Below are 21086 nucleotides of genomic sequence, written 5' to 3'. Positions count from 1 at the left end.
CCGCTCCAGGGGGCTGCGGAACCATTGAAATATCCATGCGAGGAGACCGCACGCAGTGACGGAGGCCAAGCCATGATCGACCTGGAACTGACCCGGCGCCTGCTCGACGGCGCCCTTCGCGCCGACGGCGGGCCCTTCCCGGTGGAGGCCATCGCCCGCCACTACCACGCCGAACTGCACCGCCGCCTGGGCGCGGAAACGCCGGATGCCGACGTGGTCATCGCCAACGCCCTGATCCTCACCGATCTGTTGCGCCGCCTGGGGTTGCTGGAGGGCATCTACCACGGCAACGAGGTCGGCACTCCCAGCGACGGCGAACGCCTGACCGAGGATGGTGGGCGTTTCCTGGCGCTGCTGGATGATCCGCGGTTCGTCGAATACCTGGGCAGGCAGCCCTTGCGTGGTGACCGCGAAACGGTGCTGGAGGCGATTCGCCGGTTCAGCGTGTAAGCGGGCCCTGCCCGCGAAATCGCGCGCAGGGCGTGCTCCTACGAGAAGCCGTGCCAGCCGAAACCCCGGCGTAGGATGGGTTGAGCGGAGCGATACCCATCGCCATGGCCGCATGGGTTTCGCAAACTCAACCCATCCTACGGAACGCGAGCGCGGTGCAGACCTTTCCGGCTGACTCAGGACTTCCTGTTCACACCGGACAGTCCCCTCTCCCGCTTGCGGGGGAGGGTTAGGGAGGGGGAAACATGGCGTCCGGAGAAACACCGTACCTCGGATCAAACTCCGTTCCCTCTCCCCAGCCCTCTCCCTGAAGGGAGAGGGGGCTTCCGTGCTCAGGCGAAACGCCGTGCCAGCCGGCAACATCGGAGTTTCCGGCTGACGCCGAACTGTCCCCTCAGAACCCCACACTGGCCTGCACGAAGAACGTCCGCGGCTGGCCGACATAGATGCCGGCGTTGTTGTCGCTGGAGCGGGTGAAGCTTTCCTTGTCGAAGAGGTTCTTCACCCCCGCGCCAAGCTTGAGGTTGGACAGTTGCGGGCCGAAGTCGTAGCCCACCCGGGCGTTCCACAAGGCGTAGCCTGGGATGTCGCCGTACTGGCCGTCGGCGGTCGGCTCGGTGATGTAGTCGTGGGTGAAGCTGCCGTCGGCGTTGGTGCTCGGGCCGGGGGCGCGTTGGGCGGACTGGGCGAAGGCGTCGACGTTGTAGGTCCAGCGGTCGCGCACGTAGCGCAGGCCCAGGGTCGCTACCTGGCGCGAGTAGAATGGCAGGTCGCGGCCCTTGAAGCCGGGAATCTCGCCTTCGTAGGTGGCGCGGGTATAGGTCAGGGTGCCGTAGGCGGTCAGGCCTTCCAGGCGCGGGTCCAGCGCGGCCAGGTCGTAGTGCGCGGAGGTCTCGATGCCCTGGTGCTTGGTGGCGCCCAGGTTGGTCCAGCCCACGTCGTTGCTGATGTACTGCAGTTCGTCGTCGAAGTCGATGTAGAACAGCGTCACCTCGCCGCCGAAGGCGCCGTCGTCGTAGCGCGTGCCGATCTCGTAGGTGCGCGCCTTCTCCGGCTCCAGGCCGTCGGCGGTCTGGTCGCCGCGGCCGCCCTGGCCGAGCTGGAAGTACTGCAGGCTGCCGAAGGAGGTCTCGTAGTTGGCGAACAGCTTCCAGGCGTCGGAGACGTGGTACATCACGCTCAGCGCCGGCAGCGGCTCGTTGTAGTCCTTGCTGCGGCTCTTGGCCTGCACCGGCTTGCCCTTGTTGTCCAGCACCGGGCGGTCCTGCCAGTCGGTGGAGATGCGCTCGAAGCGGATGCCGGGGGTGACCGTCCAGTTGCCGACGTCGATCTTGTCGTCGATGTACAGCGAGTTGGCCTCGGTGCCGCCGGTGCGGTCCTGGTAGATGTGGCCGTCGGCGCCGGGTTGCGGCGTCGGCACGTTGTTCACCAGGGCCACCTGGGAGGCGCGCTCTTCCATGTCTTCCTTCAGGTAGCGGTAGCCGATGCTCGCCTCCTGAGTGGTCGGGCCGACGAAGAAGATCCGCGAGACGCGCGGCTCGAAGCCGAAGGTGTGGTAGTCGCGCGGGTAGGACGCGATTGTCTTGAGGTCGCGGTTGGCGATGTCGCTGCCGCGGAAGCTGTCGCTGTAGTAGGTCAGCACTTCCAGCTGGGTCAGGTCGTCGATCTTGCGCGTCCACTTGAACGAGCCGTCGCTGCGGCGGCCGCGGAAGTTGTCGTAGTCGCGCACCGACTGGTAGGGGTCGTGGTCGTACTGCGCCTGGGTCAGGCCGCCGGGCATGTCGGCGGTGCCGTCGTAGTAGTGCAGGTTCAGTGCGAAATCGTCGGCGTCGGTGGGCGCCCAGTGGGTCTTCAGGGTGACGTCGTCGATGTCGTTGTGGTTGTTGCTGTCGCGGTAGCCGTCGCCCTTCACCCCGGAATACAGCAGGGCCATGCCGATGCCGTTGTCCGCGGTGCCGCCGATGAAGGCGTTGTGCATCTGCTTCCAGCCGCCGTGGCCGGCGTGCTCGACGGTGGTGCCGACTTCGCCGGAGAACTTCTCAGGGATGGCGCGGGTGACGAAGTTGATCACCCCGCCGACGTTCTGCGGGCCGTAGCGCACGGAGCCGGCGCCGCGGACCACGTCGATGCTGTCGTAGCTGCCGGCCACGCCGGGGAACATCGACAGCTGCGGCTGGCCGTAGGGCGCCACGGCGGCCGGCACGCCGTCGATGAGGATGGTCGAGCGCGGCGACAGGCGCGAGGTCAGGCCGCGCACGCCGACGTTGAGGGAAACGTCGCTGCCGCCGGTGCCATTGTTGTCCTGCACCTGCACGCCGGGAATGCCGCGCAAGGCTTCACGCACGCTGACCACGCCCTTCTCCTGCATGGCCTCGCGACGCACCACGGTGCGCGCGCCGGGGTGGTTCTGCACGTCGCGCTCCTGGGCGTCGGCCAGCCAGTCGCCGACCACCTTCACCTCGGAGGACTCCATCTGCAGCGGTTCGTCGGCGCCGGCCGCGCGCTTGCGCAGGACGATGCCGTTGCCGACCACTTCGTAGTCCAGACCGCTGCCCCGCAGCAGGCGCTCCAGGGCCTGTTCCGGAGTCAGCTCGCCGCTGACCGCCGGGGCCTGCTTGCCTTCCACCAGGTCGGGGGTGAAGAACAGTTGCAGCGAGGTCTGCTGGCCCAGTTGCTTGAGCGCGTCGTTCAGCGGCATCGGGCGGATGTCCACCTGGGCGGCCTGGGCCTGGCCGATGGCGGCGCCGATGGCCAGGCTCAGGGCCAGCGGCAGCAGGTGGCGGGCGGTGCGGTTGGAGCGGCGGAGCGAAGGGTTGGTCACGATGTTCCTGTTCCTTGAGGTCCCAATGGCGGCGCGCAGGAAACGGGCCTTGCGAGCCTTTGCCGGGGAAGACGAAACAGGGCGATGAAAACCTGAATCTAACGGAGAATTATTTCGCTTGAGCCGTCGGCCAAGGTCCGCACCTTGACCGGCAGCAGGTGCGGCAGCGCCATCAGCAGGGCGTTGGTGTCGTCCACGCGGAACACGCTGGTCAGGCGCATCTTCGCCACTTCCGGGCTACCGACGCGCAGCGGCTGGGCGCGGTAGCGGGAAACCTCGCGGGCCACTTCGGCCAGGCTCGCGCCGTTGAACACCAGGCGCCCGTCGCGCCAGGCGGTCTGCGCGGCGACGTCGGTGGCCGTGGCCGGCGCCACCCGCCCCTGGGCGTCGATGTGCGTGCCCAGGCCCGCGGTCAGCAATTGCTCGGCGCTGGCCGCTTCACGCCCGGCGACCCGTACCTTGCCCTCCTCCACCGCCACCCGCACTTCGTCGGCGTCGCGGCGCACGTCGAAGCGCGTGCCGGTGACGGTCACCGCGCCCAGGCCGGCGTCGACCACGAAGGGCCTGTCGGCGGCATGGGCGACGCTGAACATGGCCTCGCCGCGCTCCAGGGTCACGTCGCGGCGCAGGTCTCGGAAGCGTACCTGCAGGCGGGTATTGCCGTTGAGCTCCAGTTGGCTGCCGTCGGGCAGCTCCACCTGGCGGCGCTCGCCCAGGGCGGTGTGGAACTCGGCGCTGTAGTCGCGGCCCCAGCCGCTGAACAGCGCGACGCCGGCGGCCAGCCCGGCCACGCAGGCCGCCGCGGCGAACGCCGGCCAGCGCCGTCGGGTCTTTTGCGGACGCAAGGCGACCGGCTCGTCGGCAGCCAGTTCGCGCAGGCGCTGCGCCGGGATCAGGTCGGCGGCGCCCCACAGGCGCTGCAGCTGCTCGAATTCATGGCGGTGTTCCGGCGTCGCCAGCCAGGCGTCGAAGGCGGCCTGCTCGGCGGCGTCCAGGGCGCCGTCCTGCACCCGCGCGAACCAGCGGGCGGCGGCGTCGCGCGGGTGTTCGGTCAACGCCATGGGGCGCTCCCCGGCGAGGTGCTTGGGCTCGGTTTCACTGGCTGGTCCTTCATCACGGTGTGTCGCCCAGGCAGTCCCTGAGGTGGCGCAGGGTACGGATCATATATTTTTCCACCATGTTCCTGCTCAACCCCAGGCGCTCGGCGATTTCCGCCTGGGACAGCCCCTCCAGCTTCTGCCAGACGAATACCTTGCGGCAATTGGCCGGCAGTTCGGCCAGGGCGCGTTCGATGGAACTGGCCAGCTGTACCGCGTGCATGGTGGTCTCCGGGTCGCCGTCGGGCGCTTCGTGCTCGTCCAGGTGCTCCATGCCCACCGGCGGGTGCGCCTGCTCGCGGCGGAAGGCGTCGATGGCCAGGTTGCGCGCCGTGCGGTGCAGGTAGGCGCGCGGCTGCGCCACCGTGGCCTGCGGGGCTTCCAGCAGGCGCAGGTAGGTGTCGTGGGCCAGGTCCTCCGCCTCGTGCCGATTGCGCAGGCGGCGGGTCCAGGCTCCGATGAGCTCCTCGTAGTGTTCGAAGAGGCCAGGCTTGCGCGGGGGTTTGGCGGGCATGGGAGGAATAAACGCGAAGAATCAGCAAATGGTAATGCTTCCTGTTTTCCACGTGCAATCTCCGCCCGGCAACTTCCCGCGGCATTTCCCCGGCAAGCCTCCGGAACCCCGGGGCGCCTGCGCCCGTCAACCCATGTAGACGCAACGCAACGAGTAAGGAGCATCGAATATGAAAGGCACTGGCATCCTCCGCGGCGCCCTGCTCTGGGGCGCCCTGCTGGTATCCGCACCGCTGCTGGCGGCCGATGCCGGGGTGCAGGATTTCGTCAGCCGCGCCTCGGCCACCAGCCTGGCCAATGTGGGCGCGGCCAAGCTGGCGCTGAGCAAGAGCCGCTCGGCGGACGTGAAGACCTTCGCCGTCCACCTCATCGACGACAACACCAAGGCCCAGGTCCAGCTCAAGACCCTGGCCGAAAGCCGCCGGCTGCAATTGGCGGATGGGCCCGACGAGGCCAGCCGCGCCAGGCTGAAGGACCTGGAGGCGCGCCAGGACGACTTCGACGCGGCCTTCGCCAGCAGCCAGGTCCGCGCCCAGGAAGAGGCGCTGCAGCTGTTCAGCGAAGCGGCGCAACAGACCGAGGACGAGGACCTGCGGCAATTCGCCCAGAACAACCTGGCGGTGCTGCGCCTGCACCTGCAGATGGCCCGCCAGTTGGCCCAGGCCCACGGTTCCGGCTGAGCGCCGCGGCCATCCGAATCCCCGAACCCTCGTCGGGCGCCGGCCTCTGCCGAAGGAAACAGGCTAAACCTACTGGGGACGATCAACCGCGGACGGCGCCGGGCAACGCCCCGGACCAGGCCGCCCGAAGACACCACAGGAGAACCCCATGACCCCGCATCGATGGTTTCCCTCCCGCCGCCACGACGGCGTGGCCGAACTGCAGAACCTGGTCGACGAGCTGACGGCGCTGCTCGATGGCGGCCGCGAGCTGGCCGCCAAGGACATCCCCGCGTTCAAGGCGCGCCTGCGCCACCTGAGCGACGACTGCCAGGCCATCGGCGACCGCCTGGCCTACCAGGGCCGGCGCGCGCTGCGCCGTGGCGGCGACTACGCCAGCGAGCATCCCTGGCAGGTCGCGCTCATCCTCGCCGCCACCTGCGGGGCACTGGCCGCCGTCTGCCTGGTGAGCCGTCGGCGCTGAACCGGCGCCACGTCCGCCTCACTCTGCTCATCGACCTTCGAATCCCCCCTACGCGCCGCCCTCACGGGCGGCGCATTGGACGCTTTCGTCTTGCGTATTTTTAGTATGTAATTACATGCTACGTAGTACGGTACGAAATTACTGGAGCGGCCATGGCACGGGGCGGAATCAACAAGGCACTGGTACAGAAAGCACGCATGGCCATACTGGCCCGCGGGGAAAACCCGAGCATCGATGCCCTGCGCGTCGAGCTGGGCAACACCGGTTCCAAGACCACCATCCACCGCTACCTGAAGGAACTGGAGGCGGAAGCCGGCGGCACGACCGGACGCCCCCTCGCCTTCAGCGAGGAACTGGGCAACCTGGTCACTCAGTTGGCCGAGCGCCTGCAGCAGGAAGCCCGCGACTCGGTGGCCGAGGACCGCGCCCGGCTGTCCCGCGAGCGCCTGGACTACCAGCAGCAGGTCCGCAGCGCCCAGGCGCACATCGAGCAGCTACAGGCGCAGAACCAGGCATTGGAGGCGCAACTGCGGGAAACCCGCGAGCAGCTGGAACAGACGCGCCAGCAGAAGCACCAGGGCGAGCTGACCAGCGCGCGCCTGCGCCAGGCCGCCGGCGACCTGGAAAGCCGCCTGCGCGAGCGTGACGCGCAGATCGCCTCGCTGGAGGAAAAGCACAACCACGCCCGCTTCGCCCTGGAGCAGCAGCGCCAGGCCACGAAGGAACAGCGGGAACAGGAGCAACGCCAGCACCAGGCCCAGCTGCAGCAGCTGACGGAAGAACTGCGCCAGTCGCAGCAGCACCTGGCCGCGCGCCAGGACGAGCTGACGCGGCTGAACCGCGACAACGCGCGCCTGCTCACCGAGGCCCGCCTGCTGCGCGACCAGCAGCAGGAACAGCAGCAACAACTGGCCCGCCACGCCCTGGCGATGGAAGCCCTGCGCCAGGAGCGGGCCCAGGCCGACGGCGCCCGCTCGGTGCTGGAACAGCGCAACCAGGCCCAGGGCGAGGAACTGGCGCGCCTGGAACAGCACGGCCGCGAGCAGTCCCGGCAATTGCAGGCCCTGCAACAGCGCCTGCAGGAGCTGAGCCTGGCGCTGCGCGACGAAGCGCCGGGCGCGCCCTGAAGGGCCTTCTGCGACTTATTGCCGGTGGCGCCCCGCGTCTTGCCAGCTAGGCTATAGCGACCACCCGGGTTTCTTTCGCAGCGACCAGCAGCCTCCCGCAAGCCGGGACGTCGGCCCTGCCGGCGATTGGTCCAGCGGCTTTCCGGCCCCTTCGGCCGGGGGATTGCCCGGGGCGCTGAACAAGCGTGGACCTATCGCAACCGGCAAGGTATTCCGCAATGCACGATATCGATCCCGTTGAAACCCAGGAGTGGCTGGACGCCCTGGAGTCGGTGCTCGACCGCGAAGGCGAAGAGCGCGCCCACTACCTGATGACGCGCATGGGCGAGCTGGCCAGCCGCACCGGCACCCAGTTGCCCTACGCCATCACCACCCCGTACCGCAACACCATCCCGGTGACCCACGAGGCGCGCATGCCCGGCGACCTGTTCATGGAACGGCGCATCCGCTCGCTGGTGCGCTGGAACGCCCTGGCCATGGTGATGCGCGCCAACCACAAGGACCCGTCCCTGGGTGGGCACATCTCCACCTTCGCGTCCTCGGCGACGCTCTACGACATCGGCTTCAACTACTTCTTCCGCGCCCCCACCGAAGAACACGGCGGCGACCTCATCTACTTCCAGGGCCACGCCTCCCCCGGCATCTACGCCCGCGCCTTCATCGAGGGGCGCCTGAGCGAGGAACAGCTGGAGAACTTCCGCCAGGAGGTGGACGGCCACGGCCTGTCGTCCTACCCGCACCCTTGGCTGATGCCGGACTTCTGGCAATTCCCCACGGTGTCCATGGGCCTGGGGCCGATCCAGGCGATCTACCAGGCGCGCTTCATGAAGTACCTGGAAAGCCGCGGCTTCATCCCCCCGGGCCAGCAGCGCGTGTGGTGCTTCCTCGGCGACGGCGAGACCGACGAGCCCGAGTCCCTCGGCGCCATCTCCCTGGCCGGGCGCGAGAAGCTGGACAACCTGATCTTCGTGGTCAACTGCAACCTGCAGCGCCTCGACGGCCCGGTTCGCGGCAACGGCAAGATCATCCAGGAACTGGAAGGCGTGTTCCGCGGTGCCAGCTGGAACGTCATCAAGGTCATCTGGGGCCGTCTCTGGGACCCGCTGTTCGCCAAGGACACCGCCGGCCTGCTGCAGGCGCGGATGGACGAGGCGGTGGATGGCGACTACCAGAACTACAAGGCCAAGGACGGCGCCTACGTGCGCGAGCACTTCTTCGGCACCCGCCCGGAGCTGCTGGAGATGGTCAAGGACCTCTCCGACGAGGAAATCTGGAACCTCAACCGCGGCGGCCACGACCCCTACAAGGTCTATGCGGCCTACCACGCGGCGGTGAACCACAAGGGCCAGCCGAGCGTGATCCTGGCCAAGACCATCAAGGGCTACGGCACCGGCACCGGCGAGGCGAAGAACATCGCCCACAACATCCACGAGATAGACGTGGCCAGCCTGCGCGCCTTCCGCGACCGCTTCAACATCCCGATCCGCGACGCGGACCTTGAGAAAGTGCCCTTCTACAAACCCGAGCCCGGCAGCGCCGAGGCCAGGTACCTGGCCGAGCGCCGCGCCGAGCTGGGCGGCTCGGTGCCGCACCGCCCGGGCAACGCCTTCAGCGTGCCGGTGCCGCCGCTGGACACCCTCAAGGCCCTGCTCGACAGTACCGGCGACCGCGAAATCTCCACCACCATGGCCTTCGTGCGGATCATCTCGCAGCTGCTCAAGGACAAGGAAATGGGCCCCCGCATCGTCCCCATCATCCCCGACGAGGCGCGCACCTTCGGCATGGAGGGCATGTTCCGCCAGCTCGGCATCTATTCCTCGGTGGGCCAGCTGTACGAGCCGGTCGACAGGGAACAGCTGATGTTCTACCGCGAGGACAAGAAGGGCCAGATACTCGAAGAAGGCATCACCGAGGCCGGCGCCATGTCCTCGTTCATCGCCGCCGGCAACGCCTACAGCAACTACCGCCAGCCGATGCTGCCGTTCTACATCTTCTATTCGATGTTCGGCTTCCAGCGCATCGGCGACCTGGCCTGGGCCGCCGGCGACGCCATGGTCCGCGGCTTCCTGCTCGGCGGCACGGCCGGGCGCACCACCCTGAACGGCGAAGGCCTGCAGCACGAGGACGGCCAGAGCCACGTGCTCGCCTCGGTGATCCCGAACATCCGCACCTACGACCCGACCTACGCCTACGAGCTGGCGGTGATCATCCACGACGGCGCGCGGCGGATGCTGCAGGAGCAGGAAAACATCTTCTACTACATCACCGTGATGAACGAGAACTACCCGCACCCGGCGATGCCCGCCGGCGCGGAGGAAGGCATCATCCGCGGCATGTACCTGCTGGAGGAGGACAGGAAGGACGCCGCCCACCACGTGCAGTTGCTGGGCTCGGGCACCATCCTGCGCGAGGTGGAAGCCGCGGCGAAGATTTTGCGCGAGGACTTCGGCATCGGCGCCGACGTCTGGTCGGTGCCCAGCTTCAACGAGCTGCGCCGCGACGGCCTGGCCACCGAACGCTGGAACCGCCTGCACCCGGAGCAGAAGCCCAGGTTGAGCTACGTCGAGCAATGCCTGGAAGGCCGCAAGGGCCCGGTCATCGCCTCCACCGACTACATGAAGCTGTATGCCGAGCAGATCCGCCAGTGGGTGCCGGGCAAGGAATACAAGGTGCTGGGCACCGACGGCTTCGGCCGCAGCGACAGCCGCCGCAAGCTGCGCGACTTCTTCGAGGTGGACCGCCGCTGGATCGTCCTGGCCGCGCTGGAGTCCCTGGCCGACCGCGGCGACATCGAGCCCAAGGTGGTCGCCGAGACCATCGTCAAGCTCGGCCTCGACCCGAACAAGCGCAACCCCCTGGACTGCTGAGGAGAAGCATTGTGAGTGAGCTGATCCGCGTACCCGACATCGGCAACGGCCAGGGTGAAGTCATCGAGTTGCTGGTCAAGGTCGGCGACAAGATCGAGGCCGAGCAGAGCCTGCTGACCCTGGAGTCCGACAAGGCCAGCATGGAAATCCCCGCGCCCAAGGCCGGGGTGGTGAAAAGCATCAAGGTCAAAGTGGGCGACACCCTGAAGGAAGGCGACGAAATCCTCGAACTGGAGGCCGAGGGTGGCGCCACTGAAACCCAGGCCGAGGCACCCGCTCCCGCAGCCGAGGAACCCAAGGCGGCACCGGCCGCAGCGCCCGAGCCGGCGCCTCGGGCAAGCGGCGGCGGTGGCGTGCAGACCGTGCGCGTGCCAGACATCGGCAACGGCCAGGGCGAGATCATCGAGCTGATGGTCAAGGTCGGCGAGCGCATCGAGGCCGACCAGAGCCTGCTGACACTGGAATCCGACAAGGCCAGCATGGAAATCCCCTCGCCCGCCGCCGGCGTGGTCAAGGCCCTCAAGGTGAAGCTCGGCGACACCCTGAAGGAAGGCGATGAAATCCTCGAACTGGAGGCCGAGGGCGAGGCGGCCCTGGCTCCAGCACCCTCGGTACCGGCAGCGTCGGAAGCACCTGCGCCGGAAGCCAAGCCCGCCGCCGCGCCGGCGAAGGCCGAGGCGCCGCCACCGGTAGGCGCGCCCAGCCGCGACGGCGCCAAGGTCCATGCCGGCCCCGCCGTGCGCATGCTGGCCCGCGAGTTCGGCGTCGAGCTGGCCGAAGTGCAGGCCACCGGCCCGAAAGGCCGCATCCTCAAGGAAGACGTGCAGCTGTTCGTCAAGCAGCAGCTGCAACGGCCGAAAGGTGCGGTGGCAGGCGCCGGCGGCGCGGGCATCCCGCCGATCCCGGAAGTCGACTTCGGCAAGTTCGGCGAAGTGGAAGAAGTGGCCATGACCCGCCTGATGCAGGTCGGCGCCGCCAACCTGCACCGCAGCTGGCTGAATGTGCCCCACGTGACCCAGTTCGAGTCGGCCGACATCACCGAGGTGGAAGCCTTCCGCGTGGCGCAGAAGGCGGTGGCGGAAAAGGCCGGCACCAAGCTGACCATCCTGCCGATCCTGCTCAAGGCCTGCGCGCACCTGCTGAAGGAACTACCGGACTTCAACAGCTCCCTGGCCCCCAGCGGCAAGGCGCTGATCCGCAAGAAGTACGTGCACCTCGGCTTCGCCGTGGACACCCCGGACGGCCTGCTGGTGCCGGTGATCCGCGACGTCGACCGCAAGAGCCTGCTGCAGTTGGCCGCCGAAGCCGCCGAACTGGCGGAAAAGGCGCGCACCAAGAAGCTCTCGGCCGACGCCATGCAGGGCGCCTGCTTCACCATCTCCAGCCTCGGCCACATCGGCGGCACCGGCTTCACGCCGATCGTCAATGCGCCGGAAGTGGCGATCCTGGGCGTGAGCAAGGCCACCCTGCAGCCGGTGTGGGACGGCAAGGCCTTCCAGCCGCGGCTGATGCTGCCGCTGTCGCTGTCCTACGACCACCGGGTGATCAACGGCGCCGCCGCCGCGCGCTTCACCAAACGCCTGGGCGAACTGCTGGGGGACATCCGAACGCTGCTGCTGTGATCCGCGCCGCCCAACCTTCCGGAAACGACCCGTAGGATGGTGTTGAGCGAAGCGATACCCATGCGGTCATGGCGATGGGTATCGCTTCGCTCAACACCATCCTACGAAAAGCCCCTGACGCCTATGGTGTTATCCGCCCTACGCCCCCGCCGGCTGGCGCCGCATTATCCCCCCACTCCGAACGCCCTCTCCCTCCGGGAGAGGGCTGGGGTGAGGGCAACGGACGCCACCCGCACTCCACTGCCAACCTCCTTCCCTCTAACCCCCATGCCCCAAAGCGAACCGCCCCCATCGACTATGCTTCCCGATAACGGGGCCGCGCCGCCCTTGATGCGCGCCACCTGAGCGGGCCGCAAGCCTAAGCCGGAGCCTGTCGACGCCGTGTTAGCCAGCCCTGCCCTGACCGCCTTCATCGCCCCCAGCGGCCCTGCCCTGCGCTTCGCCGGCAAGACCCTGCTGGCCGGCGGCATCGCCCTCTGGCTGTCCTTCCGCCTGGACCTGGAACAGCCGCAATGGGCGCTGATGACGGTGTTCATCGTGTCCCAGCCGCTGTCCGGGATGGTCGTCGCCAAGGGCCTGTTCCGCCTGCTCGGCACTTTGGTCGGGACCAGCATGGCGGTGCTCATCATGGCCCTGTTCGCCCAGACGCCCTGGCTGTTCCTGCTGGTGGTGGCACTGTGGATGGGCCTGTGCACCGCCGCCTCGACCCTGCTGCGCAACCACGTCTCCTACGCCTTCGTGCTGTCCGGCTACACGGTGGCGATCATCGCCCTGCCGGCGATCAACGTGCCGCTGCAGGTGTTCGACCAGGCCGTGGCGCGCTGCACGGAAATCTGCCTGGGCATCGTCTGCGCCTCGGTGGTCAGCGCCACCCTGTGGCCGCAGCGGGTCGAGGAAAACCTCGCGCGGGTCGCCCGCGAAACCCTGGACGCCGCTCTGCAGGCGGCAGCCAACGCGTTGCGCGGCCAGGCCCGCGAGCCGGAGGGCATCCTCCAGTTGCTCGGCCGGATCGTCGCCGCCGACGCCCAGCGCGACCACGCCTGGTTCGAAGGCCACCAGGGCCAGCGCCGCGCGCTGGCCTTGCGCACCCTGTCGCGCGACGTGCTGAGCCTGCTGCGCACCGCCCGCGGGGCGTCGCGCCAGCGGCAGGTGCTCTCGCCCGAAGCGCAAGCGCAGTTGCAACCCTGGCTCGACGAGCTGCTGACACTGCTGCCGCGCCACACCCCCGAACAGTTGCAGGCGCTGCGCGACCGCCTGCTGCAGGCCAGCGCCGACGAGGCCCTGGACAACGACCTGCGCTATTGCCTGGCGCGCTGCGCGGTGTTGCTGATCAAGGTCGAAGCCGCCGAAAAGGCCGCCGCCGGGGTGGCCAGCGGCGAGTTCAGCGGCGCCGCCAGCAGCGGCCTGTCCTGGCACCGCGACTGGCTGATGGCGCTGTTCTACGGTCTGCGCAGCGCCCTGGCGCTGCTGGGCATCGCCGCCTTCTGGCTGGCCAGCGCCTGGCCGGCGGCGGTGGGCGGCATGCTCATGGCCGGCATCCTCTGCAGCCTGTTCGCCAACCGCGACAACGCCGTGGAGCTGAGCATGAGCTTCCTGCGCGGCATCCTCTACGCGCTGCTGGCCGCCATAGTGGTGGACCAGTGGCTGCTGCCGCAGTGGAACGGCTTCCCCCTGCTGTGCATGGCCCTGGGCGTGCCGCTGTTCTTCGCCGCCCTGGGCATGGCCGGGCCGCCGGCGCTGATCGGCACCGCCACCACCTTCGCCATCCAGTTCATCACCTTCATCGCGCCGCGCAACGACATGCACTACGACTTCGCCAGCCTGCTCAACTCGGCCCAGGCCACGGTGATCGGCGTGGGCTTCGCCGCCATGGTGTTCCGCCTGCTGGCGTTGCCGCCGGACTGGGTGATCCGCCGCCTGGGCCAGGCCATGGCGCTGGACCTGGGGCGCCTCACCCGCTACCCGCTGGACCAGGCGGAAAGCTGGTTCGGCGGGCGCATGGCCGACCGCCTGATCCGCCTGGCGCGGCACTACGCGCTGCTGCCCCAGGCCATGCAGCGGCGCTGGCTCGACGGCCTGCTGGCGCTGGACATGGGCAGCGAACTGCTGCACCTGCGCCACTGCCTGGCCGGCGCCCGCGGCGTGCTGCGCAAGCGCCGGCAGGCCTTCCTCGACAACCTGGGCGACCTGTTCCAGGCCGGCCCGGCGCCGGGGCGCGAGGCGCGCCTGGACGCACTCTGCGACGAACTGGACGCCGCCCTGCGCAGCGACCCCGGCCACCAGGCCGAGAACAACCGCCTGGCCCGCGCCGCGCTGCGCCAGTTGAGCAACACCTGGCGCGCCTGGTGCCACCTGGAGGACGAGCATGGCCCTGGTTGAACAGCCCCTGGGCGGCGTCTACGTCAGCCCGATGTTCCTCTACGCGCTGCTCGCCCTGGCCCTGACCATCGCGCTGCGCAAGCTGCTGCAGGCCACGCCGGCGGGGCGCTGGATCTGGCACGAGGCGCTGTTCGACTGCGCCCTGTTCACCCTGCTGCTGGCCGCCGTCACCTGGTGCGCCGGCGTCGTCAACGGATAACGAGGAGCGTTGCGTGCGAGGCTTCCTGCGAGTGCTGACCACCCTGCTGGTGGTCGCCGCCGCCGTGCTGGCGGGGCTCTGGCTGTGGCGCTACTACATGCTCTCGCCCTGGACGCGGGACGCCCGGGTGCGCGCCGACGTGGTGGTGATCGCCCCGGACGTGTCCGGCTGGGTCACCGAGCTGCCCATCGTCGACAACCAGAAGGTCAAGGCCGGCGACCTGTTGATGCGCATCGACCGCGACCGCTACCAGGCCAACCTCGACCAGGCCCGCGCCCTGGCCGAGACGCGCAAGCAGGAATACCTGCTGCGGCAGAGCGAAGCCAACCGCCGCAAGCGCCTGACCAGCGCGGCGATCAGCGCCGAGGACCGCGAGACCGCGCAGCTCAACGCCAACATCGCCAACAGCCAGTACCAGGAAGCCCTGGCCGCGGCGCGCCTGGCCGAGATCAACCTGCAGCGCAGCGAGGTGCGCGCCCCGCGCGACGGCCAGGTGACCAACCTGCGCCTGGCCCAGGGCAACTACGCGCAGACCGGCCAGGCCGCCATGGCCCTGGTGGACCAGGGCTCGTTCTACGTCACCGCCTACTTCGAGGAAACCAAGCTGCCCGGCATCCACGTCGGCCAGCGCGCGCGGGTGACGCTGATGAGCGGCGAACGCGTGCTCAAGGGCCGGGTGCAGAGCATCAGCAGCGGCATCACCGACCGCAACGCCCTGCCCGACACCCAGCTGCTGGCCAACGTCGAGCCGACCTTCAACTGGGTGCGCCTGGCCCAGCGCATCCCGGTGCGCATCGAACTGCTGGAAGTGCCGAAGGACATCCACCTCAGCGCCGGCATGACCGCCACGGTCAATATCGAGGCCAGCCCTTAGAGCATCGCGAACGAGATCCGCTCCTACGCCGCCCCGCCCGCACCATTCCCTGTAGGAGCGGGCCCTGCCCGCGAATCGCGCGCAGGGCGCGCTCCTACAAGCCGCGCCGGGGTGCTCTTCGTAGGATGGGTTGAGCTTGCGAAACCCATGCGGTCATGGCGATGAGTATCGCTTCGCTCAACACCATCCTACGGGCATTGTGTTTGCCGGAGGGGTAGGAGCGGACTCCGTCCGCGATCGAACCCACACGCTCAACGCCGCCAGGCACACCCCAGCGCGCTGAGCGCCAGCACCGCCGCAGCGCCGGCGTAGGCCCAGAAGGCCGGCACCAGCGGCAGCAGCACGCCGGCCAGCATAGGCCCCAGGCCCGCGCCTATGTCGCGCCAGACGGCGTTGCCGGCCAGGGCCTGGATGCGGTTCTGCGGGTTGCGCTGGGCCACCAGGGTCATCACCAGCGGCAGCTGCAGGGCGCGCAGCAGCAGGACCAGGAAGGCGCCGACGAACAGCCAGTGGCTGCCGAAGACCAGCAGCGCCGCCGAAGTCGCCAGGGACAGCGTCACCAGCATGCGCAGCGCGCCGAAGTGGTCGGCCAGGCGGCCGCCGAAGGGGCTGAAGAGCATCTCGCTGAGGTAGCGCACCGCCATCAGGATGCCCGCCACCAGCACGCCGGTGCCGCCCAGGTGGCTTTCCGCGTACAGCGACAGGCCGAAGATGAACAGGCCGTCGAGGGTCACGCCCTCGATGAAGGACCAGGTGGCGATGCTGTCCGGCAGGCGCAGGCGGCGCCCGCTCGGGGTATGCAGGTCGTGCCCCCGGGCCGGCAGCGAGCGCGCCCGCCACAGGCCCAGCAACGCGCTGGCGAAGAGCACGAAGAACACGCTGCGCGGCCCCCAGGCCTGGGCCATGAGCGCCGCCAGCGGCAGCGCCAGCATTGGCCCGATGGAAATGGTCGCCCGCGAACGCCCGGCGCGGCGCGCGGCGCCCTGGGCCTCGGCGGTGGCCAGGGTCTGGGTGCTGAGGTTGAAGCTGGCGTAGCTCAGGCCCCACATCAGGCGCAGCACCAGCAGCGCGGTGACGCCGGAGAGCGTCGCATACCCCAGCGCGCACAACGCCGAGGCGCAGGCCGCCAGGCTGCAGGTGGCGCGGTCGCCGTGGCGGGCGTAGAAGCGCACCACCCAGCCGTAGCCGACGATGCGCACCAGGCGGTTGGCCGCCAGCAGGATGCCCGCCTGGGCCAGGCTGACGCCGAAGTCGGCGGCGTACATGGGCAGCAACAGGTAGAGCACCACGTCGCCGGGCAGGCACAGGCCCAGGACCTGGGCGGCGCGGCGGGAATCGTTATCGGCGCGGCGCAGGCGCGGCTGCGCGGGGTCTGACGACATGGTCCCTCCCGGACGACAAGGCAAGCGCGCACCTTACCCGATGCGCGCCCGTCTGCCGAGCCAGAAGGCTTTAGATGCCGCAGCCACAGGTTGAAGATTTTGTTGGCTCAGACAACCTTGCAAGAAAATTCTTCGACACGAAAGGTAAACGCTGCAATCCAAGACAGGAACTTTCACGGTCAACCCTAAAAACTCCTCAAAAAGTTACACCCAGTAATCCCTATCCATTAGAACCAAACAGAAAATTCACACACCTAATACTTTTCGTACAAAGAAGTGGATAATCACCTGGCAAGTCGTCAATTGAAAAATCCGCCGACCTGCCACAATCTGAAACGACGCAATTCTTCATTGAGGGCGCCGCAAGGCAGTCTGTAACCCGGAAAAAGGAAAGCTATCGGACACAACAGCAAGGGACATTGCCATGAAAGAAAAACAGACGACAAAAATATGGTTGAGCCCAGAAGACCAAGAAGCACTGACCGATCATGTCATCACCTGTGTTACCGAGAAGAACAAAGACGCAGTCGAAAAGGCCATTATCTGGATGCGCCAGGCCCTTGAGGTGGTCCAGGTAAGCATTCTCCAGATAAGCGGAGGCGAAACGCCAGCACTTATTTTGTCGATAGAGTCGGCCCGCCACTCGGACGGCATTGCAGAGAGCCATCCGCCCTATGCGTCCAATATCACTCCACGCTCATTGATCCCTTTAATGAAAAGCCCTTCCTCGCGTTGGTGGAAAGCGGCAAAGCCGCCGGGCCCGGAGTCAATCGGCCATGGCAGCGCCGAAGGAAAGTCCCTCCATGAGTTCATCTACCTTCCCCCACCCTGTCAGAAGTCAGCGAAGACAAACTCGGCAGTCATCTGTTCGGTCCTGACGGAAAGCCACCAACTGGATGATACAGACAAATACGTTATCAGTGCCTTAGCTCCGGCCATTCGGACCGCGTTGGTCGAATGCCTGCACGCCCGTGGCAGTCCTTTATCCGACCGCGAACTCGAGGTACTGAAGTGGTCCGCCATGGGGAAAACAGCATGGGAAATAGGACAGCTGATTTCTATCTCGGAGCCCACCGTGAAGTTTCACTTCTCGAATATCTACAAGAAACTCCAAGTCACCTCTCGCGCACAAGCCTTGAGCCACGCGATCAGCCACGGCTGGATATAGCCAGCCAGCACCGATCAGGAAAACAAGGAGAAAAAACCTTGATAGAAAACATTCTCGCGGAAATACACAAGGCCAGCACAATCGAGGAACTGAACACACTCAGAGTAAAATACCTAGGAAAGTCAGGGTTAATTACCAGAGAACTCAGTCGCCTCAAAGAGCTGCCCGAAGCAGAGCGAGCATCGGTGGCCGCAGGTCTCAATGAGTTGAAGAGAAACTGCCTAGGTGCGATAGAAATCCAGAAGGACAATCTAGCGACGGCAGCCAGGTTGCAAGCCCTGAACGACCAGTCCGTGGATGTCACCCTCCCTGGTGCCGCGCTCTCCTGTGGAGGCCTGCACCCTCTAACCCGCACCATCGGCCGGTTGCTGGATATCTTCCAGTCGCTGGGATACGAAGTTATCGCGGGCCCGGAACTGGAAAGCGACCACTACAACTTCAAATCGCTCAACTTCCCCGACGACCACCCCGCCAGAGACACCCAGGATACGTTCTGGACTCACGACGGCCGTCTGCTCAGAACACACACCAGTTCGGTCCAGGTGCGCTACATGGAGACCCACGCCCCACCCTTCAGGGTCGTCTCCCCCGGCAAGGTGTTTCGCAACGAGGCGGTAGACCAGACCCATGAAGCCCAGTTTCATCAATTGGAAGCTCTGGTAGTGGGCGAGGGCATCAGCATGAGTGACTTGCGGGGCGCCATCAACGCCGTAGCGACAGCCCTGTTTGGTGACAGCGCGAAAACCCGCCTTCAACCCTCCTACTTTCCCTTCGTCGAACCCGGGGCCGAATTTTCAGTCTGGTGGCACAACCCTCGCAGCGGCCAGCAGGAATGGCTGGAACTCGGCGGTTGCGGGATGGTGCATCCCAATGTTCTAGAGGGCGTCGGCTATCGAAACGTCAGCGGGTTCGCCTTCGGCCTGGGTATCGAACGCCTTGCAATGATTGCCTATGGAATTCCAGACATTCGCTACTTCCATCAGAATGACACTCGTTTCCTCCGCCAGGTTCGGGGGACAGCCGTATGAAAGTGCCCTATTCCTGGCTGGCCGAATGGGTGCCAGGCCTGCCCTCTCCCGCCGAGACTGCCGAACTGCTTTGTGGCATTGGCTTGAATGTCGAGAGGAGCATCCAACTCGCCGGCCTCCCCCGAACAGCCGTTGTCGTCGAAGTGGAAACGCTCGCGCCACTGGCGCCAAATCTGACACCCAGGCCGGTAAAACTCCGGGACGGAAACACAACCCATACAGTTCTCAGCGACTTGCCCGATCTCACCGAGGGCGACCGAGTTGGCGTCGTCTTCCTTCCTCCCGAATCCGTAACGACACCGCCCCCGGACTTGCCGGGAAGCAGAACACCCGCGACCTTGGCGTCGATCTGCACGACAGCGGACGTAGCGCTGCCGGAGACTGGAAAACAAACCTTGAAGTTCGGCGCCGATATGTCGCCTGGCATGAAATTGGACTGGCCTCCCGAGGTCGTATTCGAGTTGGAAGTCACGCCCAACCGCGCTGACGCCCTGAGTATCCTGGGCGTCGCTCGCGATCTTGCCGCCAAACTGCAAATCCCGTACAAGAACCCAGCCCCCGCACCAGCCAGTGCGCCGCAAAAACCGTTACGCCTCTACACCGACGCGCTTTGCAAGCGTCTCGTCGCCTCAAGCATTGACGAAGTCAGGCCCGCCCCCAGCCCGATCTGGCTTCAACGCCGCCTGGTCGCCCTAGGCCTGGCACCGGAGAACAACGTCAGCGACATCACCCGCTACGTCACCTTCGAGTTGGGCCAGCCGCTCCAGGCCTACGACCGAAAGCAGGACATGATCTCGATTGCCGTTCGACGGGCGTCCCCCAAAGAGAGCCTGGAGTTGGGAAACGGCACAACCGTTCAACTCACTTCATCCGATATGGTGGTAAGCGCCCAACTCTCCTCTCGGCGCCATGAAGTCATTGGCCTGGCGGGAGTGGTGGTGGGCATGTCGAGAAAAATCAACGATAGCACCACCTCCCTGCTTCTGGAGGCGGCGAACTACGATGCGCAGGCCGTCCGCAGATGTGCCAGGAGACACAAGTTGGGTAGCGATGCCCAGTACCGCTTCGAGCGAGGGGTCGACCCGAATCTGGCTCCCATCGCATTGGCCCGCGCGGCAGCGCTGATCGTGGAACTGGCGGGCGGCAACAGGAGTGAATGCATGGTGGACACAGGAACGGACGTCATTCGCGCGCCAATCCACTACCGTCCCTCCCGACTTCTACAGATAGCGGCCCTGGATGTTCCAGAGGAGATTCAGCAGCGGCTGTTGGGCAGCCTAGGGTGTGTCATTTCGCCCGCAAAGTGGACCTGGGAGGTTATCCCACCCACTTGGCGGTTCGATCTACAGCACGAAGAAGATCTGGTGGAAGAGATTGCCAGACTCGTTGGTTATGAGCACATCCCGGAAACACTGCCGAAGCTGGACTTCACGCCAGGAATCAACGACTGCACTCATCGCGCGATTCGCGGCTGGATGGCCGCCTCGGGTTTCCAGGAGGTGATAAATTACGCGTTTATCAGCCCCCAGGAGCATCAGGTATTCGATGCCGAGGGGATGCGCGTAGCACTCACCAAACCCCTCAGCAATGAAAAATCCGTACTGAGAAACAGCTTATGGCCGGGGTTGCTGGAGTTGGCCAGGAACAATCACCAGCAAACCGACCTCATGCTATTCGAAATCGGCCATGTCTTCGGCAAGCAGGAAAAAGAAAAGATCGGGCTGCTGGTATGCGGCCATTTCGAGGCACCTTCCTGGCTCCCTGGAAGGAAAGTGGATTTCTTCTTGTTGAAAGGAATCCTGCAATCCTTGGCCGCTAGCGCCAATATCAGCCTCGACTGGCGCCCGGCGACGGTACCTGGTCTACACCCGTGCATCACGGCCAGCATAGGCTACGGTGGCAAGGTCATTGGCCATGCGGGGCGAATCCACCCGAGCCTGGAAGACAGGCTTGGGCGAAAAGAAATCTATCTGGCGGAACTCGATCTGCCCCTGCCAAGCAATCCATCGACATTCTCAAGTCTCCAGCGCCACCCCGCCGCGGAACGGGACATTTCGGTATTACTGCCAAGAGGCTACGAATATCGGATACTGGAACAACTGATCAAGATGTCTAGCGCGCCCCTGCTGGAAGAAATCCGCCTATTTGATCGCTATGAAGGGGAAAACCTGCCAGCAGGAACGATGAGTCTGGGGGTACGCCTCTCGTTCAGGCACCCGGAACGTTCACTGACCGAAGCAGACATAGTTGAGTTAATGAGGAAAACAAGGGAGGCCATTCTGGGAGAAGGAATCTCACTTCGAGAATAGCGAAGTCACCATTTCCTGCTCTTTTACGGCGGACGTCGCCAAGTTTCCTGCAAGTCCAGCTGCTCAACGGGCGGAATATGCACCTCATAACGAAGTGCATATTCCGC

General features: G+C 66.3%; 16 protein-coding genes. 12 read left to right on the top strand and 4 right to left on the bottom strand.

Annotation, left to right across the window (positions count from 1 at the left end; genetic code table 11):
- Positions 1-72: 72 nt before the first annotated feature.
- Entirely contained in the window at positions 73-450 is a 378-nt protein-coding gene (locus tag PM1_RS14840) for a hypothetical protein (protein WP_009622100.1), read from the top strand.
- 394 nt (positions 451-844) lie between these two features.
- On the opposite strand, the gene PM1_RS14835 is transcribed toward PM1_RS14840, so the two are convergent.
- From PM1_RS14835 to PM1_RS14825, 3 genes are all read right to left on the bottom strand, one after another.
- The gene (locus PM1_RS14835) at positions 845-3205 is read right to left on the bottom strand and encodes a TonB-dependent siderophore receptor (protein WP_372241104.1); all 2361 of its coding nucleotides are present in this window, start codon (positions 3203-3205) and stop codon (positions 845-847) included.
- 164 nt (positions 3206-3369) lie between these two features.
- The gene (locus PM1_RS14830) at positions 3370-4332 is read right to left on the bottom strand and encodes a FecR family protein (RefSeq protein ID WP_009622102.1); all 963 of its coding nucleotides are present in this window, start codon (positions 4330-4332) and stop codon (positions 3370-3372) included.
- A gap of 52 nt (positions 4333-4384) precedes the next feature.
- Positions 4385-4882, bottom strand: a complete 498-nt coding sequence (locus PM1_RS14825; protein WP_009622103.1) for an RNA polymerase sigma factor — start codon at positions 4880-4882, stop codon at positions 4385-4387.
- 169 nt (positions 4883-5051) lie between these two features.
- On the opposite strand from PM1_RS14825, the gene PM1_RS14820 reads away from it, so the two are divergent.
- The 8 genes from PM1_RS14820 (at position 5052) to PM1_RS14785 (ending at position 15092) form a co-directional block, all read left to right on the top strand.
- Positions 5052-5561, top strand: a complete 510-nt coding sequence (locus PM1_RS14820; RefSeq protein WP_009622104.1) for a DUF4142 domain-containing protein — start codon at positions 5052-5054, stop codon at positions 5559-5561.
- A gap of 148 nt (positions 5562-5709) precedes the next feature.
- On the top strand, positions 5710-6024 hold the full coding sequence (locus tag PM1_RS14815) for a hypothetical protein (RefSeq protein WP_009622105.1): 315 nt from the start codon (positions 5710-5712) through the stop codon (positions 6022-6024).
- 152 nt (positions 6025-6176) lie between these two features.
- Positions 6177-7151 carry a DNA-binding protein gene (locus PM1_RS14810; protein WP_009622106.1) on the top strand — a complete coding sequence of 325 codons (975 nt, stop codon included), beginning with the start codon at positions 6177-6179 and terminating at the stop codon, positions 7149-7151.
- Between the two features lie 218 nt (positions 7152-7369).
- Positions 7370-10018 carry a pyruvate dehydrogenase (acetyl-transferring), homodimeric type gene (gene aceE, locus PM1_RS14805; RefSeq protein ID WP_009622108.1) on the top strand — a complete coding sequence of 883 codons (2649 nt, stop codon included), beginning with the start codon at positions 7370-7372 and terminating at the stop codon, positions 10016-10018.
- 11 nt (positions 10019-10029) lie between these two features.
- Positions 10030-11640 carry a dihydrolipoyllysine-residue acetyltransferase gene (gene aceF / locus PM1_RS14800; RefSeq protein WP_009622110.1) on the top strand — a complete coding sequence of 537 codons (1611 nt, stop codon included), beginning with the start codon at positions 10030-10032 and terminating at the stop codon, positions 11638-11640.
- 381 nt (positions 11641-12021) lie between these two features.
- Complete coding sequence (locus tag PM1_RS14795; protein WP_009622111.1) at positions 12022-14019, top strand: FUSC family protein; 1998 nt, start codon at positions 12022-12024, stop codon at positions 14017-14019.
- On the top strand, positions 14006-14218 hold the full coding sequence (locus PM1_RS14790) for a DUF1656 domain-containing protein (protein ID WP_009622113.1): 213 nt from the start codon (positions 14006-14008) through the stop codon (positions 14216-14218). The genes PM1_RS14795 and PM1_RS14790 overlap by 14 nt, the downstream gene beginning before the upstream one ends.
- Before the next feature lie 13 nt (positions 14219-14231).
- Positions 14232-15092: an efflux RND transporter periplasmic adaptor subunit gene (locus PM1_RS14785; protein ID WP_009622115.1), complete on the top strand. Its 861-nt coding sequence runs from the start codon at positions 14232-14234 to the stop codon at positions 15090-15092.
- A 251-nt stretch (positions 15093-15343) separates the two neighbouring features.
- On the opposite strand, the gene PM1_RS14780 is transcribed toward PM1_RS14785, so the two are convergent.
- Positions 15344-16474, bottom strand: a complete 1131-nt coding sequence (locus PM1_RS14780) for an MFS transporter (protein WP_009622118.1) — start codon at positions 16472-16474, stop codon at positions 15344-15346.
- A gap of 424 nt (positions 16475-16898) precedes the next feature.
- Here PM1_RS14780 and PM1_RS14775 point away from each other — a divergent pair, with 424 nt between their 5' ends.
- Genes PM1_RS14775 through pheT form a run of 3 tightly spaced genes read left to right on the top strand, consistent with a single transcriptional unit; the run spans position 16899 to position 20979 of the window.
- Positions 16899-17642, top strand: a complete 744-nt coding sequence (locus PM1_RS14775) for a response regulator transcription factor (RefSeq protein ID WP_009622120.1) — start codon at positions 16899-16901, stop codon at positions 17640-17642.
- A 38-nt stretch (positions 17643-17680) separates the two neighbouring features.
- Positions 17681-18670: a phenylalanine--tRNA ligase subunit alpha gene (locus PM1_RS14770; RefSeq protein WP_009622121.1), complete on the top strand. Its 990-nt coding sequence runs from the start codon at positions 17681-17683 to the stop codon at positions 18668-18670.
- Positions 18667-20979 carry a phenylalanine--tRNA ligase subunit beta gene (pheT, locus tag PM1_RS14765; RefSeq protein WP_009622123.1) on the top strand — a complete coding sequence of 771 codons (2313 nt, stop codon included), beginning with the start codon at positions 18667-18669 and terminating at the stop codon, positions 20977-20979. The genes PM1_RS14770 and pheT overlap by 4 nt, the downstream gene beginning before the upstream one ends.
- Positions 20980-21086: the final 107 nt, after the last annotated feature.

The organism is Pseudomonas sp. M1, from assembly GCF_022760135.1.
In the GTDB taxonomy this organism is placed as follows: Bacteria; Pseudomonadota; Gammaproteobacteria; order Pseudomonadales; family Pseudomonadaceae; genus Pseudomonas; species Pseudomonas citronellolis.
Note: the sequence above shows the minus strand (reverse complement) of the source record. Positions and strands in the feature narration are given on the sequence as shown.

Bases quoted from the DNA above. Each gene is read 5' to 3' on its own strand.
- PM1_RS14840 (WP_009622100.1), top strand. From the start codon at position 73: ATGATCGACCTGGAACTGACCCGGCGCCTGCTCGACGGCGCCCTTCGC.
- PM1_RS14830 (WP_009622102.1), bottom strand. From the start codon at position 4,332: ATGGCGTTGACCGAACACCCGCGCGACGCCGCCGCCCGCTGGTTCGCG.
- PM1_RS14825 (WP_009622103.1), bottom strand. From the start codon at position 4,882: ATGCCCGCCAAACCCCCGCGCAAGCCTGGCCTCTTCGAACACTACGAG.
- PM1_RS14820 (WP_009622104.1), top strand. From the start codon at position 5,052: ATGAAAGGCACTGGCATCCTCCGCGGCGCCCTGCTCTGGGGCGCCCTG.
- PM1_RS14815 (WP_009622105.1), top strand. From the start codon at position 5,710: ATGACCCCGCATCGATGGTTTCCCTCCCGCCGCCACGACGGCGTGGCC.
- PM1_RS14810 (WP_009622106.1), top strand. From the start codon at position 6,177: ATGGCACGGGGCGGAATCAACAAGGCACTGGTACAGAAAGCACGCATG.
- aceE (WP_009622108.1), top strand. From the start codon at position 7,370: ATGCACGATATCGATCCCGTTGAAACCCAGGAGTGGCTGGACGCCCTG.
- PM1_RS14790 (WP_009622113.1), top strand. From the start codon at position 14,006: ATGGCCCTGGTTGAACAGCCCCTGGGCGGCGTCTACGTCAGCCCGATG.
- PM1_RS14780 (WP_009622118.1), bottom strand. From the start codon at position 16,474: ATGTCGTCAGACCCCGCGCAGCCGCGCCTGCGCCGCGCCGATAACGAT.
- PM1_RS14775 (WP_009622120.1), top strand. From the start codon at position 16,899: ATGAAAGAAAAACAGACGACAAAAATATGGTTGAGCCCAGAAGACCAA.
- pheT (WP_009622123.1), top strand. From the start codon at position 18,667: ATGAAAGTGCCCTATTCCTGGCTGGCCGAATGGGTGCCAGGCCTGCCC.